The sequence below is a fragment of the Methanopyrus sp. SNP6 genome, assembly GCF_002201895.1.
In the GTDB taxonomy this organism is placed as follows: Archaea; JAADCQ01; Methanopyri; order Methanopyrales; family Methanopyraceae; genus Methanopyrus.
In genome coordinates, this window is sequence record NZ_CP019436.1 from 474,610 (window position 1) to 487,974 (window position 13,365).

General features: G+C 57.5%; 19 protein-coding genes and 1 tRNA gene. 14 read left to right on the forward strand and 6 right to left on the reverse strand.

All coding sequences use genetic code 11. The features are described 5' to 3' along the window. Positions 1–159 precede the first annotated feature (159 nt). A complete protein-coding gene (gene hisF / locus BW921_RS02645; protein ID WP_148689296.1) occupies positions 160–978 on the reverse strand; it encodes an imidazole glycerol phosphate synthase subunit HisF in 819 nt (272 codons plus the stop codon). Positions 979–1,059: 81 nt separating this feature from the next. Here hisF and BW921_RS02650 point away from each other — a divergent pair, with 81 nt between their 5' ends. The 3 genes from BW921_RS02650 (at position 1,060) to BW921_RS02660 (ending at position 2,907) form a co-directional block, all read left to right on the forward strand. Continuing rightward, entirely contained in the window at positions 1,060–1,761 is a 702-nt protein-coding gene (locus BW921_RS02650) for a DUF434 domain-containing protein (protein WP_168168679.1), read from the forward strand. A gap of 77 nt (positions 1,762–1,838) precedes the next feature. Further along, complete coding sequence (locus BW921_RS02655; RefSeq protein WP_088335272.1) at positions 1,839–2,297, forward strand: metal-dependent transcriptional regulator; 459 nt, start codon at positions 1,839–1,841, stop codon at positions 2,295–2,297. Further along, a complete protein-coding gene (locus BW921_RS02660; RefSeq protein ID WP_148688460.1) occupies positions 2,254–2,907 on the forward strand; it encodes a hypothetical protein in 654 nt (217 codons plus the stop codon). The genes BW921_RS02655 and BW921_RS02660 overlap by 44 nt, the downstream gene beginning before the upstream one ends. Here BW921_RS02660 and BW921_RS07760 read toward each other — a convergent pair. Next, complete coding sequence (locus BW921_RS07760) at positions 2,901–3,038, reverse strand: hypothetical protein (protein ID WP_168168680.1); 138 nt, start codon at positions 3,036–3,038, stop codon at positions 2,901–2,903. The genes BW921_RS02660 and BW921_RS07760 overlap by 7 nt on opposite strands. 183 nt (positions 3,039–3,221) lie before the next feature. On the opposite strand from BW921_RS07760, the gene BW921_RS02665 reads away from it, so the two are divergent. After that, a tRNA-Gln gene (locus BW921_RS02665) sits at positions 3,222–3,297 on the forward strand. A 42-nt stretch (positions 3,298–3,339) separates the two neighbouring features. Further along, positions 3,340–3,609 carry a hypothetical protein gene (locus BW921_RS02670; RefSeq protein ID WP_148688461.1) on the forward strand — a complete coding sequence of 90 codons (270 nt, stop codon included), beginning with the start codon at positions 3,340–3,342 and terminating at the stop codon, positions 3,607–3,609. Between the two features lie 32 nt (positions 3,610–3,641). Here the strand turns inward: BW921_RS02670 and vhuU are convergent, their stop codons facing one another. Genes vhuU through BW921_RS02680 form a run of 3 tightly spaced genes read right to left on the reverse strand, consistent with a single transcriptional unit; the run spans position 3,642 to position 6,009 of the window. Next, positions 3,642–3,770 carry a F420-non-reducing hydrogenase selenoprotein subunit VhuU gene (gene vhuU, locus BW921_RS07985; protein ID WP_257789215.1) on the reverse strand — a complete coding sequence of 43 codons (129 nt, stop codon included), beginning with the start codon at positions 3,768–3,770 and terminating at the stop codon, positions 3,642–3,644. A 13-nt stretch (positions 3,771–3,783) separates the two neighbouring features. Then, positions 3,784–5,088, reverse strand: coding sequence for a Ni/Fe hydrogenase subunit alpha (locus tag BW921_RS02675; protein WP_148688462.1), 1,305 nt, complete (start codon positions 5,086–5,088; stop codon positions 3,784–3,786). 3 nt (positions 5,089–5,091) lie between these two features. Continuing rightward, positions 5,092–6,009: a F420-nonreducing hydrogenase gene (locus tag BW921_RS02680; RefSeq protein WP_148688463.1), complete on the reverse strand. Its 918-nt coding sequence runs from the start codon at positions 6,007–6,009 to the stop codon at positions 5,092–5,094. Between the two features lie 112 nt (positions 6,010–6,121). Between BW921_RS02680 and BW921_RS02685 the strand changes: the two genes are divergently transcribed. The 5 genes from BW921_RS02685 (at position 6,122) to BW921_RS07765 (ending at position 9,058) form a co-directional block, all read left to right on the forward strand. Next, a complete protein-coding gene (locus BW921_RS02685) occupies positions 6,122–6,706 on the forward strand; it encodes an energy-coupling factor ABC transporter permease (RefSeq protein ID WP_257789217.1) in 585 nt (194 codons plus the stop codon). Continuing rightward, positions 6,703–7,395, forward strand: coding sequence for a CbiQ family ECF transporter T component (locus tag BW921_RS02690; protein WP_168168682.1), 693 nt, complete (start codon positions 6,703–6,705; stop codon positions 7,393–7,395). The genes BW921_RS02685 and BW921_RS02690 overlap by 4 nt, the downstream gene beginning before the upstream one ends. 70 nt (positions 7,396–7,465) lie before the next feature. Next, complete coding sequence (locus BW921_RS02695; protein ID WP_168168683.1) at positions 7,466–8,230, forward strand: energy-coupling factor ABC transporter ATP-binding protein; 765 nt, start codon at positions 7,466–7,468, stop codon at positions 8,228–8,230. Then, positions 8,217–8,891 carry a creatininase family protein gene (locus BW921_RS02700; protein WP_148688467.1) on the forward strand — a complete coding sequence of 225 codons (675 nt, stop codon included), beginning with the start codon at positions 8,217–8,219 and terminating at the stop codon, positions 8,889–8,891. The genes BW921_RS02695 and BW921_RS02700 overlap by 14 nt, the downstream gene beginning before the upstream one ends. Continuing rightward, on the forward strand, positions 8,888–9,058 hold the full coding sequence (locus tag BW921_RS07765) for a hypothetical protein (RefSeq protein WP_168168684.1): 171 nt from the start codon (positions 8,888–8,890) through the stop codon (positions 9,056–9,058). The genes BW921_RS02700 and BW921_RS07765 overlap by 4 nt, the downstream gene beginning before the upstream one ends. A gap of 371 nt (positions 9,059–9,429) precedes the next feature. On the opposite strand, the gene BW921_RS02705 is transcribed toward BW921_RS07765, so the two are convergent. Then, the gene (locus tag BW921_RS02705; protein WP_148688468.1) at positions 9,430–9,747 is read right to left on the reverse strand and encodes a hypothetical protein; all 318 of its coding nucleotides are present in this window, start codon (positions 9,745–9,747) and stop codon (positions 9,430–9,432) included. Positions 9,748–9,791: 44 nt separating this feature from the next. Between BW921_RS02705 and rnhB the strand changes: the two genes are divergently transcribed. The 4 genes from rnhB to BW921_RS02725 are packed head-to-tail and all read left to right on the forward strand — an operon-like array spanning position 9,792 to position 13,331. Then, positions 9,792–10,424 carry a ribonuclease HII gene (rnhB, locus tag BW921_RS02710; protein WP_148688469.1) on the forward strand — a complete coding sequence of 211 codons (633 nt, stop codon included), beginning with the start codon at positions 9,792–9,794 and terminating at the stop codon, positions 10,422–10,424. 15 nt (positions 10,425–10,439) lie between these two features. Further along, on the forward strand, positions 10,440–11,105 hold the full coding sequence (locus BW921_RS02715; RefSeq protein WP_148688470.1) for a radical SAM protein: 666 nt from the start codon (positions 10,440–10,442) through the stop codon (positions 11,103–11,105). Positions 11,106–11,110: 5 nt separating this feature from the next. Next, entirely contained in the window at positions 11,111–12,490 is a 1,380-nt protein-coding gene (gene tgtA / locus BW921_RS02720) for a tRNA guanosine(15) transglycosylase TgtA (RefSeq protein ID WP_168168685.1), read from the forward strand. Then, positions 12,450–13,331 (forward strand): hypothetical protein, encoded by an 882-nt coding sequence (locus tag BW921_RS02725; RefSeq protein ID WP_168168686.1) that lies wholly within the window; start codon positions 12,450–12,452, stop codon positions 13,329–13,331. The genes tgtA and BW921_RS02725 overlap by 41 nt, the downstream gene beginning before the upstream one ends. Positions 13,332–13,365: the final 34 nt, after the last annotated feature.

Here is a 13,365-nt window from a genome sequence, read left to right on the forward strand (position 1 = left end):
CAAACTGCAGTACGTGGGCGAGCTCATGCGTGTACGTGGTCCGGACAGTGTTACAATTAGCAGAGATCATCGAAGAATCAGGCTTAACAGTCGACGGGAGTTCGTGCTCGGATCACGGAGTACTGGAGCGATCTGATATATGATATATGAGCAGGATCGTCAGCACTGTCTGACCCGAACACCACTTTCGGCCAGGTACTCCTTCACCCCTTCGATCGTGAATTTCCCATAGTGGAAGATAGAAGCCGCGAGGGCTGCGTCGGCGTCGGTCTTCTTGAAGACCTCTACTATATGCTTCGGGTGACCGCAACCCCCTGAGGCTATTACTGGAATGTTCACTGCGTTACACACCTCTCTAGTCAGTTCGATGTCGTAACCTTCCTGGGTACCGTCGGCGTCGATACTTGTCAAGAGTATCTCGCCCGCGCCCAGCTCCTCCGCTCTCTTAGCCCAGGTTATAGCATCGAGATCTACGGGCTCGCGACCTCCACGGACGTAGACTCGGAACCAGTATTCTCCGTTATCACCAGAAAAGACGTGATCCGCCACATGTTCATGCTCCGGCTTCAGAGGTTCCCGTTTAGCGTCGATCGCCACTACTACGCACTGCGATCCGAAAATATCAGCGGCCTCCGAGATTAACTCCGGGTTCTCCACCGCAGCGGTGTTCACGGAAACTTTATCGGCTCCGGCGGTCAATGCCCTACGGAAGTCCTCGACGTCGGATATTCCGCCACCTACGGTCATGGGAATGAACACCGTCTCCGCGGTGCGACGCACCACGTCCACCATTAACCGGCGACCTTCAGGGGAGGCCGAGATATCCAGGAACACGATCTCATCGGCACCGTGACGGTAATAGTGATGGGCCAACTTAGCGGGATCGCCAGCGTCGCGCAGTCCACGAAACCGTACGCCTTTCACGACGCGTCCGTCCTTGACGTCGAGGCAGGGTATGATGCGCTTAGCTAAGGCCATTGGAGTCTCCGCCCACACCCCGGTTCCTCCTCATCGGGGTCGGCGTGGGGTAGCATCGTCATCGACGGGGTGGTATTCGAGATGATGGTCAGGGACCTCCTGGATTCTATCGAAAAATACCTTTTGGTGACGCGGAAGATGGTGAACGCGGGGATACCTAAAGATCGAGCGTTGAACACCGTACAGCGCACTTGGGGACTCACCAATAGGGAGAAGAAGGCGCTATACCGTATCGTGTGGTCTAGGTTGGAATCGTTACTCAGAGCCGGCAAAAGGGTCCCGACGCCGCTTCTTAGAGGGCAGGACTTGATAATCGACGGGTACAACGTACTAGTCGGGCTGGTGTCCCTGGACGCCGAGGAAGCCGTACTCTGCGACGACGACGTGGTGCGTGACTTACGGATGTCCCCCAAGTTGGATGAGGAAGAAGTGCATACTGCACTTGAAATGTTGGAGACGTACCTGCGTCGCGTTGAACCGCGCTCGGTGAGGATACTCTTCGACGCTCCCGTGAGCGGTAGTGGTGAGCTAGCCGCACGAGTCGAGCGGTACCTGAAGGACTCGTTGAACGTCCCGGTACGTGCCTCAGCCGTCAAAGGTGTGGACGAAAAGCTGGTGAGAACCCAAGGAGTGCCCGTAACGTCCGACTCCGGCATTATAGACCGTGTGTCCGCGTATCACGACGCCGTCAGAGAAGTGGCGGTCGCAGAAGGTATAGCCTTATGGATCCCGCCGGGACCGTCCGAGCCCAAGTTCGTACGTGCCCCCGTCCCGGGAGGGTAAGGATGATGATCACGGGACCGGGATCGAGGGTAATCCGATGAGAGTAAGCGGCCACACCTGACTTAGGGGAACCGCGAATGGTTCGGAGAACAGAGGTTTCAGAACGCATGGAGGACTATTTGGAAGCCCTATACCTACTTTCGAGACGCGGCTCCGACCGACATGTGAGGATATCGGAACTCAGCGAGTACCTGGAAGTGTCCAAACCGACGGCGTTGGAAATGATCAGGAAGTTAGCAGATCGCGGCTTGGTGGAGTACGAACGAGGTCTGGTAAAACTCACGGAGAAAGGTCGAGAGATCGGCAAGGAGGTGTGGGACAGGCACAGGGAGATAGCGTCATTCTTCCGGTTCTTGGGTGTAGATCCGAAGATAGCGGAACGTGACGCATGCGCCATAGAGCACTCATTACATCCACAGTCTTTCCGGAGACTACGAAAACTGTTCCATTTCTTGAAAGAGGCTACCGGAGAACCGGCCGTGCGCGAGATCCTTGATAAAGTGCGAGGGGGAGACGAAGATTCAGACGAAGTTTGACGTTGATCGTAAGACGCTGAAGGCCGGACTCAGGAAGCTCCGGTCACTGGTTAAGGTCAAGATTCGGCTAGCCAAGGAGCACGGTACTGTAGAAGTAGACCAACCTCCTCTCCCCATCGTAAAAAGCTGGTACGGGGAGGTTCTGGAGACTGTTGACGACGCCGAGAACTTCTTCGAAAGGGAACTCCGACGCATGTATAAGGTCAAGCTCGAGGAAGTACCTAGAGTGGTGTTCTGCGCTTTCGACGTAATCGAAGGAGTCAAGCATGAGTTCGAGCCTGAAAAGTATTTATACAGGTCCGGGGCAGTACCCGCGGGAGTTCAGGCGTTGACACTGGATATCATGACAGATGATCACAGGGAGAACGCCGTTTACATAGGAGAGCCTAGTCCGGAAGTGAGCCGCGACCGTTGGGCGGGCCGTGTGGTGTCTGTCCTCTCGAGGCTGTTGCCGGAGTGTGTAGAGGTTGGGTTGCTCGAAGATATCAGGGAGTTAGAGGGCGTAAGGGTGAGGATCGGGAAGTTCACCCTACTGAACTACGTTACCGGTGCGGCAATGGCGCTCTCGGGGGCTAGGGTCGAGCCCGAGTATCGAAGGGTAGCTCAGTGAGCCTTCTTAACTCTGGCTACCTCATGATGCAGCGGAGTGAAGTAATGGTCGAACGGGTCCCTACTGGAAATTCTGTAGTCCCTAGGAATCTCCCCCTCGTGTCTGGACTTTCTTCTTCTCACTTCGAGCAATCAAGTTCACCCCCAACATTTTATCCTCTCGGCATATCCTCTCGATGAACATACGTAGGCAATCCAGCGGTAATTATTGATTTCGGCCGAGGGGTGGGAGTGATTGAGCGCATATCGTGCACACTACCAGACTTGGCGACCGTAATCATTATATATGATCCCAGAGGTTGAGTCGGTGGGAGCAGGGCCGTGGGGTAGCGGTCTATCCTGCGGGGCTTTGGACCCCGCGACCCCGGTTCAAATCCGGGCGGCCCTACCATATCGAATCGTTTTGAGAACCATAACAATAGGGGGAGACTCTTTGGACGCGCTGCTGGAGATTTGCATACTGAATGCACTGGCAGTGGTGGCCTTCGCTGTACTCGCCTGGGCAGCTTTTAGGTACGCACTTTCCTCATGGCTTATCATGGCGATTATCGTCACGGGGATTCTCGGGTCAGCATGCGTTGACTACGTCATGATCAGCGTCGGGGTGTACGATGGCCCGTGGGAAACAGCGTTCGCGAGCGTTGTGTACGCGGTGGGATGGTGGATAGGAAGACCCGGACCGTCCAGCCCGGGGTCCCGTTAGGGTTCCCCCGGGCCATCATCCGGCCGGGGCGTTCAATCCTCACCCTTTCGCTCTATCCGGAACTTCACGCGATCCAGCACGTGGGCGGCGCACGACAGTCAAATGTCGTAGCTCCTGATCACCATTTCCAGGTAATTCAACACATCCCGCTTCTCGGCCATCGGACGGTTCCCCCTAAGCTAGTTCCACGATTTCATCTTCTAACTTTTTCGCGGTCTTCTTCAATGCGAGCTCGATCGCAGGGACGTTGTGAGTGGTAGCGACTATCAGGTTGGCCTCCTTCACGCGACCCTCGTCGTCGGTCACGTAGTGATGGATGAGCGTACCACGTGGCGCCTCGACGATACCGACTCCTTCTCCTGCCTTAGGCTCGTAGTCCTCCTTACACTCGTCCTCATCGGTGATCACATCGTCTTCGAGAAGCATCTTGGCCTCCTCGCATGCTGCCACTAGTTCCACGAGCCGGGCCCAGTTGATGGTGAGAGAGTAGTTCACACACTCCCCGAACTCGCCGACGTATTCTTCGTAGAGCTCTTGGGCGCGCTCAGTCTTCATCCCCGAGCAGACGTTGAGTCGTGCACCCGGTCCTACCCTGTAAATGCCGTCGGGGTACCCGACGTCCTTTAGGTACGGGTGTTTGACGTAAGAGTACTCGATCGTGCGCTCCGCGATCACGTCCTGGTACTCCTCCGGTTCGAAGCGAGTGACTTCTTCCCCGTTCGGATCCACTACCCTCACTTCGCCGTCGTAGAACTCGTGCTTGTCACCGTCTGAGACGAGACCCATGTGATAAGTCTCGATGTTCCCGAGAGTCTCGAGCAGATCGATGTCATGCTTCTCCCGGTACTCCTCCAGCGTCTCTTTGATCGCTTCGATGCCGACCTTGGCGCCCTCGTACGCCATCTCGATCATCTCTTCGGCACGACTGAGTAAGTCATCACGTGACTCCGGATCTACTGGGGAGGAGACGCCGCCCGGAATCCCTGTTACGGGGTGTATGGCTTTACCTCCTGTAGCCTCCACGATATCCTGGCCGTAGCGACGCAGTTCGATTGCTATTTTCCCGACCTCCGGGTTGTCTTCGACGATTTTCACCACGTTACGCTGGAGCGGATCCGCGTCCGGTCCAACTACGTAGTCTGGTGCCGCCAGGAAGTAGAAGTGAAGCGCGTGACTGTGGATCATGTTCCCGATGTGCATCAGCCACCGAATCTTGTGCCCTCCTTCGGGTGGCTCGGCGTCGAAGCATGAGTCCACGGCCTTGCAGGCCGCTAAGTGGTGGGCTGTCTGGCAGATACCGCAGATCCTGGACACGATGTAGGGAACGTCCTCCGCGGGGCGGCCTTGGACGAACTTTTCGAACCCTCGGACTGCGAGGACAGCGAACTTAACATCTGCCACCTCGCCGTTCTCGACCTCGATGATAACTTCACCGTGCCCTTCTACCCTGGTCAGGGGATGAATCTTGATCTCGGCCACCAGTTACTCCCCCTTCGAACCGAAGATCACGTCACGATGACCCTTCAGTAGAGACGCAGCCATGGAGAACATGTAGAGCTTCCCGGGTAGGTCGACGAGTCCCTTCAAAATCTCCTCGACGTCGACGCCGGTCTCGAAAGACACCGAAGCGATCGCATCGAGGGACGCCGCACCCTGATCCAGTGCCTGCTTCGTCGGTCCGTTACACCCACGGCACGGTAGTCCTCGGGACGGACAGGCCGCTTCACATCCGGCGACCGTGGCCGGTCCCATACACGGATAGCCCTGTTCGAGCAGGCACTTGTCCGGGTCGGGTCGGCCCTGACCGGTGCGGAACTTGATATCCTCGATCGGGATGTCCTCCTTCTCGCGGGGACATTCCTCGCACAGGTTCGTCGTCGGGAGTTTGGGCTGCCGGTCCTCGATGATGGCGGTGATGACTTCGGCAATGCTCTCCGGCTTGGGAGGGCAGCCCGGCAGCATGTAGTCGACGTCGATTACCTCGGGCAGCGGACGCACGTAGTCGAAGATCTCCGGAACGACCTCCTCCGGAGTCTCGCCTTCGTCGTCGGTGGTCGGGGTCTCCTTGAAAACCCACTCGAGGACGTCGTCTATGTGGTACAGGTTGGCCAACCCGTGGACTCCACCGTAGCAGGCACATGTCCCCACGGCGACGACGATGTTAGCGGCCTCACGGAGTTCTTCCGCGACCTCGAGATCCTCCTCGTTCCGGATGCTTCCCTCGATCACCGCCACGTCCACGTGCTCCGGAATCTCCTTCTGGTCTACTAGTACGTAGCAGTAATCGATCTCGATGGCATCCTCTAGGAGATCGAGTAACCTCTCGTGGAGGTCGAGCAGTGACACGTGACACCCGACGCAGGAGGAGAGTTGAGCCGTCGCGATCGTCGCCTTGCTCATCCCGCACTCCCCCGGCGGTGGTCCGAGCGTGATTTAATACCGGATTGGGATTGAAGGATCGAATGCTACCCAACAGCTTCGACCGGGGGGTCCCGGAATAGCACATATCCACATACCTGATGGGCTGATACCGTTGTGGTGGTGCGCCGTATTTTACGCTATGGCGGCCATACCGGTAGGTTTAGGGGCGCTGAGAACTCGATCCGAGGGCCGTAAAACCATTCTAGTCGGACTGCTGGCGAGTTTGTCGTTCGTGTTCATGCAAGTGCCGATAGGTCACGCTCATGTGAACTTAACTGGACTAATCGGAATTCTGCTGGGGCCTTGGAGTTCCGCCGTGGCCGTTTTCATTGTCAACTTAGCGTGTGCCCTAATGGGACACGGAGGAATAACCATTGTCGGGCTGAACACCCTAATCAACTGGGGAGAAGCGGCCGGCGTGTGGGCGTTTTACAGGCTTCTCAGGAAGAGACTGAACTACGGTGACGCCGCGGGGATTGCCACGTTCTCCGTCCTAGCCACATCGTCGGTGATTCCATCGTTTGTCATAGCTTGGGTCACTGATAAACCCGTACTTCCGTTCATCCTCACACTGACTACGGCTTGGATAGTTACGGCGGTTATCGAAGCCGTAATTACGGCATCGGTAGTTAAGACTCTCGCACAAATGAAACCGGACTGGGTGAGAGATTTGTGAAGTTCACCGAAGCGTTGGAGTGGTCGCTGACGGCTGAGACCGTGCTCCACCGTATACACCCATGGTCGAAGTTGGTCGGGCTAATGACGACGATTTTCGCCTCGATGTTATTGTACGATCCCTTGGGTATCGCCGTCCTCTCCGTGCCTTATCTGATCGGGTGCCTCCTAGCCCGAATTCCCGTCCGTATCCTGGCGCGGCTGTCGGTACCCTCGCTAGCGTTCCTAGGCGCCGTCCTACTCTTAATGCTGCCCTCAGGCGTTCCCGGCCGTGAAGTGTTATTATACGCGGTTCGCGGTGCAACAGACTTGCTAGCCATACTTGTGACTACACTCACGACACCATTCAACGCGCTGTGGTCGGCTCTCGTTGTGGTGTTCCCACCCACACTGGCGGAAACAGGTCTCATCTTCCATCGCTCGGTGTACCGGGCGCTCGAAGAGTTAGAAGGCACGTTGAACGCGATCCGAATCCGAGGGTGGAGGCTCAAGTCTATCAACGTACTGGGGGCCGTTATCGCGACCCTCTTGATTCGAAGCCACCAGAGCGCAGAACTCGTGCAGGTGAGCGTAGAGGTACGCGGAGCGAAGGGCAGGGTGCGACCGTTGAAAAAATTCGAGTTCATGCGGGTAGACTTCGGATGGTTAGCCATGGTGTTTTGCTCCGTGGTACTATCGGGGGTGATCTGAGATCGGATATGCCGTTAAGATCAAATGCTTAACTCACGAGTATCCCGACGGCACTTGTGGTGTGTGCGGGTTGAGTTTACGAGTGAAAGAAGGTGAATCCGTGGTTGTACTCGGACCGAACGGTTCCGGGAAGACGACTTTACTGCACCATATTCTCGGTTTATTAACTCCCACCGAGGGACACATCCGGGTCCTAGGTCACGACCTGCCTGACGGGGTACGGGAAGTTCGAAAACGTATAGGAGTGGTCTTCCAGGACGTCGACGACCAGCTCATCATGCCGACAGTGCTAGAAGACGTAGCCTTCGGGCTAGTAAACCGCGGCATGTCGCGCGAAGAAGCGTTCGAGCGAGCCCGTGAGATCCTGGAACGGTTAGGCATTGAAGATCTGGAGGATCGGCCGCCGCAGTTCCTCAGCGGCGGACAGAAAAGGTTGGTAGCTTTGGCGGGAGCCGTAGCTCCGGAGCCTGACCTCCTGATTCTCGACGAACCCACCTCAGGACTCGACTTCCGCGCCACCAGACTATTCGTGCGACTCATCAAAGAGCTCAAGGAGGAGCTGGGGTTCACGATGATACTGACGACATTCGATGTAGACATCGCGGTGGCGTTGGCGGAGCGCGTCGTGATGATCCGAGAGGGGAAGACCGTAGCCGAAGGGTCTCCAGAAGATCTCCTCACGGACGTCGACCTGATAAAGGAATCCGGACTGAAACCACCAGAGCACGTGGAACTGCTCCGAAAGCTAGGGATCGAGGATCCGCCGCTCGACATAAGCGAGGCGGAGGAGCTCCTAGTGACCATGCTGGGGGAGAAGAGCCGTGGAAATCCGTAAGCTACGGCACCCCGAGGTCGACCTGGAGGGTGAAGTGGTCCTGTTGCCTCTCGGGAGCACCGAGCAACACGGTCTACACCTACCCTTGGGCACCGACCATCTCGTCGCGGAGGCGCTCTGCCGAGAGGTGTCGAAGCGGACCGGAGCACCGTGGTATCCGGTTATACCCTACGGTGTATCGCGCCACCACATGGGGTTCCCGGGCACGGTATCACTGAGAACGGAGACCATGGTCGCCCTGCTCACGGACGTACACAGGTCGTTCCTGCATCACGGAGCCGCGGCCACCTTAGCCGTCAACGGACACGGGGGAAACGAAGCCGCGCTAGGTACCGTCGCAGAAGAGGAAGAGCGGTTTCATTGGATCAGTTGGTGGAAGTTAGTCCCGACCGATGAACTCGAAACCGACTGGGGAGGTCATGCGGACGAGCTGGAGACCTCGGTGATGATGTACTTGTACCCGGAGCTGGTTGGGGAGGAGCGTAAAGTCGACGGGAGACCGACGAAGCCTTGGGAGTTCCCGGACTATCACGAGATCTCGGAAACTGGAACGAAGGGAGACCCACGCCCCGCTACGGCGGACAAGGGGAAGAGAATCTTCAAGACTGTCGTCGAGCAGCTGGCAGAGATAGTGGAGGAACTGAGGGAAATGTACGGATGATTTGGCTCGACTTCACGTCGGGAACCACGCTGATCACCGGAACTACTTCAGACGCTCATGGTGTCCGGAAGACACGCGACCGTCTGCAGGCCGGCTTGATGCTGTACACTGACCGACGTTCCGTGACCGCACTGGATCATGTGGAGGCGCTGAAGGTACTGAAATGAATCGGAACCGCCAAAGGTCATCGTGGAAGGAGTTCCGACGGTTCCAAGGGATACCAGGGCCGCTTCAAGCGGACTGTGGTCGTGAACTGTCGAACCCGCAATCCCTAGTTCTAGCTGACCGTGGAGGTCCGATCATGGTGGACGCAAGCGACGTCGTCACTGCGATGGCGTTCCCACGTAGGGTTCTCCGCGGGCGCTACTGTGATGTGGGGAACTCAATCCTCATGGACGTTCCTCACGGACGTGGGTGACGAAGACGACATTCAAAGAGCGGCTGGTGATGACAGGGAGGGTCTCGAAGAGCCCGTTACGCAGCATATCTCGCCCTCCCACGGCATTGTTACCGGATAAGTAACGTTTCCTGCGTGGCGCTAAGCGAGCCGCTGGGATACTTGCTCGTAGAGTTCTTGGACGCGTTCCTGAGCCTTTTCGTCCAGCTTTAACTCCGCGAGTTTTTTCGTCCGTTCCCACCCGGGATACTTCGACGTGCCGAGCCTACGAGACCTTCGGAGAGTGTACACCACGACCTCCATCGTACCATCCTCGCCCTCCTCGGTGACGACCTCGTACCGACCTCCAGTGTGCACGATCCCTTGCATCTGCTTGATAACGGCCGCCACATCGTCCGGAAGTTCCTCCAGTTCCTCCTTCCGGGCGTACTTAGCGAGCACGTCGAACGCTTCCTCCAACCCTCTTCCACCCCCCGCTGGAGCGAGGCTTAGGGGTTCAAAAGATGAGCGGTGTAATGGGTATCGACGAGGCCGGACGTGGACCCGTGTTCGGTCCTATGGTCGTGACCGGTGTACTGGCTCCGGAGCGAGAGCTCGGCCTAGGCGCGAGAGATTCGAAGGAACTCACACGGAGTGCGCGTCGTAGACTGATCCGTGCGTTGATGTCGGATGAACGATTAAGGGTGGACCTGAGGATAGTATGGCCGTGGGAGATAGACGAAGAAGGCGTGGTGAAGGCGGAGTTCGAAGCTATCGGGGAGCTAGTACGCCGTGCTATGCCTGACGAGGTGATCCTGGACAAACCCGGGAACTACTCATCAGAGCGACTACGAAGGGAGCTCGACTTGCCCGAAGAAATCAACCTAATCGCCGAAGAGCGTGCGGATGCGAAGTACGAAGTAGTTTCAGCGGCCTCGATCGTAGCCAAGACGTACCGCGACTGGATAGTAAGGCTCCTGGAGCTGGAGTACGGAGAGGTCGGGTCTGGGTACCCTTCGGATCCCCGTACCGTGGATCGCCTTCGTCGGGAACTACGTCGGGGTGGCGAGTTGCTGAAGTACTTCAGGCGGTCGTGGGAGACGTACAAGCGCGTTGAGAGCGAAGTGAAGCAGCGAAAGCTCGAGGACTTCTTCTGAGCGCATGGAGGGGGGTTGAGACTGCGAATAGCAGGCCTGAGACCCGTGAGCTGCTCCGATGGTTTACCGGGTGAGGTGTGTGCAGTCCTTTGGACTCAAGGGTGTCCGTTACGATGCCCATGGTGCCACAACCCGGAGACCCGAGATCCGAATGGGGGAAAGAAGGCCGATGTTAAGACCATCCTACGAGACGTGGAGAAGTACGCTGTTTACCTTGATGCACTGATAGTGAGCGGAGGGGAACCACTCCTGCAACCGTACGAGGAGCTGAAAGCGCTGGCACGTGGTGCTCGGGACTTGGGTCTCAATGTCGTCCTAGATACCTCCGGGTTCCCCCCGGATCGCCTCGGGAGAGTCATCTCAAGCTTCGATAGAGTGGCACTGGACCTGAAAGCGCCTCTGCACGGTGATGAGTACATAGAAGCGACTGGCGGCGGCATGACGGCTTCAGACTTCCTGAAAGCGGCCCGGATAGTACGCCGGCGATGTGACCTGGAACTGAGGATCACGGTGCATCCATGGCTTGACGACGTACCGAAGGTCGTGGAGGCCGTCCGGAAGGCGTCCCCCGACGTTGTGGTCGTTCAGCGATACGTCGGGGACAAGGAGGTCGAGATCGACCCCGAAGAACTCGCCGAGAAGCTCCGAGAGAGTTGTGAGAACGTCGTGGTACGGGTGTGATCGACTTGAACGTCACATTCGAAGTTAAGGATCGAGACGTGGCAGGCCGGCTCGGGCGTTTTGAGGTCAATGGCAGGAGACTGAAGACGCCCGCCCTGCTGCCCGTAGTTAACCCTAACAAACCCACCTTGGAACCACGAGAGATCTCCAAGTTAGGTTTCGACGGTGTGATCACGAACGCCTACATTATCCGGAAGCACGAGCACCTACGCGAGAAGGCGCTCGAAAAAGGCGTCCACGGACTCCTCGGGTTCGACGGGTTCGTGATGACGGATTCTGGCTCGTTCCAGCTGGCGGAGTACGGCGATGTCGAAGTATCCAACGAGGAGATCGTGAGGTTCCAAGCGAAGATCGGGTCAGATGTGGGCACTATCCTCGACGTGCCGACTCCACCCGACGCCCCGAGGTCCCGAGTCGAACGTGATCTCGAAACCACACTGAAAAGGGCCCGCGAAGCGGTGGAGCTCGACGAGCGCCCTCCGTTAGCCTTCACCGTCCAAGGGTCCACATACGAAGACCTTAGGAGACTGTGCGCGGAAAAACTGGCGGAGCTGCCGGCGGCGGTGTATCCAGTTGGAGGCGTTGTACCGCTGCTGGAGGAGTACAGGTTCGTGGACGTGGTACGAGTGGTCCTGGCCGCGAAGTCCTCGCTGCCTCCACATCGTCCTGTACATCTCTTCGGTTGCGGTCATCCGCTGGCGATTCCACTAGCCGTCGCGATGGGGTGCGATCTGTTCGACTCCGCATCTTACGCTATTTACGCCAGATCGGATCGGTACATGTCCATCCTAGGCACCCTGAAGTTAGAGGAGCTGGAGACCTTCCCGTGTTCCTGCCCAGTGTGTACGCGACACGATCCGGACGACGTCCGCGAGATGAAACCGCGAGAGCGTACCCGGGTGTTGGCTACGCATAACCTCTACGAGCTGCGTAGGGTGATAGAGACCACTAGGCAGGCTATAGTGTCGGGAGAGCTATGGGAGCTGGCCGAATCGGTATGTCGAGCACATCCGCGTGCCTGGGCGGGGATGGTGGAGCTGGCGCGACGTGGAGGAGAGCTGGAACGATGGTGCCCGGCCGTAAAGCGTAGCGTGTTCGTATGCGATGAAGTCTCGAAGGGACGTCCCGAGCTATGGCTCTACCGTCAACGGCTCCGAGACAGGTTCGGTGAGCTCTCTGGGCGTAAAGTGGTGAAAGGGATAAGCAGACCCTACGCGGAAATCGTCGAGTGGTTAGAACCATGGGAGCTGGCGTTCGCCGACGAGTGGCTAGGGGTGGTACCTGGAGAACTGTCATGGTCGTACCCTTGTCACTGTCTCGTGGAGCCTAACGGGGATGATGAAGGTGAGGACCGACGGAGGGGTGAAGAGGGTCGCAGGCGCTGAGTTCGTCCTTTATAAGGAAGGAGGATCGGAGTTCTACGTGCCGGACCCGGAACGTTACTCACAGGATGGCCTTCCAACCCGTGATGCACCGGTAGCGTTCGCACCGAACGCCGCCGTGAACCGATCTATACTCGTCCTGTTCCACCGCGTACGTCCTGTGAAGAGGTTTGGAGACGTGTTCTGTGGTGTCGGCGCCAGGGCCATCCGCCTTCACATTGAAGCTGGGATGGAGTGGTCCGTACTATCTGATGTGAACCCCATTGCGTGTCAGATCGCGATGATCAACGTCCGGAGGCTCGGACTACCATCGGAGGTTAGGTGTATGGACGCCGTTGCCACACTTTCTACCTTCGACTTCGATGCCGTTGACCTGGACGTGTTCGGGACCCCTATACCGTTCGCCCAAGCCGCGTTCCAATGCGTACGCGACGGTTACGTGCACGTCACCGCCACAGACCTCGAATCGTTGTATACCCAGGCGGCCCGCCGCAAATATCTCCTTGAAGGACCGCTACCTCGGCGGAACACAGATCTAGAGGTGCGAGCTGTAGTAGGAGCCTTAGCGCGCTTAGCGGCTTCGGTTGACGTCGGGGTCGAGCCGATGTACTGCCTCGTCGAACCAGGAGTTAGAATTCGAGTGGGATTAGAGTGTCGTAGGGGCCGGTCCAGAGCGAACGAAACTCTGGATATGCTAGACTACGTCGACGGGGTAGGACCTATCTGGAGAGGTAATCTTCACGACGAAGATGTCATCGAGGAGATGCTGGAAGAGCTCGACCGTACGGGTTGGAGCGAAAAACACGCCCGGAAGGTCCGGGAATCCCTGGAAGTAACATTTTGAGTAGAAGCGGACAGTCGGTGGGTGTCTCGAGTTG

Coding starts and splice junctions, on each gene's coding strand:
- hisF (WP_148689296.1), bottom strand. CDS start 978: ATGGCCTTAGCTAAGCGCATCATACCCTGCCTCGACGTCAAGGACGGA.
- rnhB (WP_148688469.1), top strand. CDS start 9,792: ATGAGCGGTGTAATGGGTATCGACGAGGCCGGACGTGGACCCGTGTTC.
- BW921_RS02650 (WP_168168679.1), top strand. CDS start 1,060: ATGATGGTCAGGGACCTCCTGGATTCTATCGAAAAATACCTTTTGGTG.
- BW921_RS07765 (WP_168168684.1), top strand. CDS start 8,888: ATGATTTGGCTCGACTTCACGTCGGGAACCACGCTGATCACCGGAACT.
- BW921_RS02680 (WP_148688463.1), bottom strand. CDS start 6,009: ATGAGCAAGGCGACGATCGCGACGGCTCAACTCTCCTCCTGCGTCGGG.
- BW921_RS02655 (WP_088335272.1), top strand. CDS start 1,839: ATGGTTCGGAGAACAGAGGTTTCAGAACGCATGGAGGACTATTTGGAA.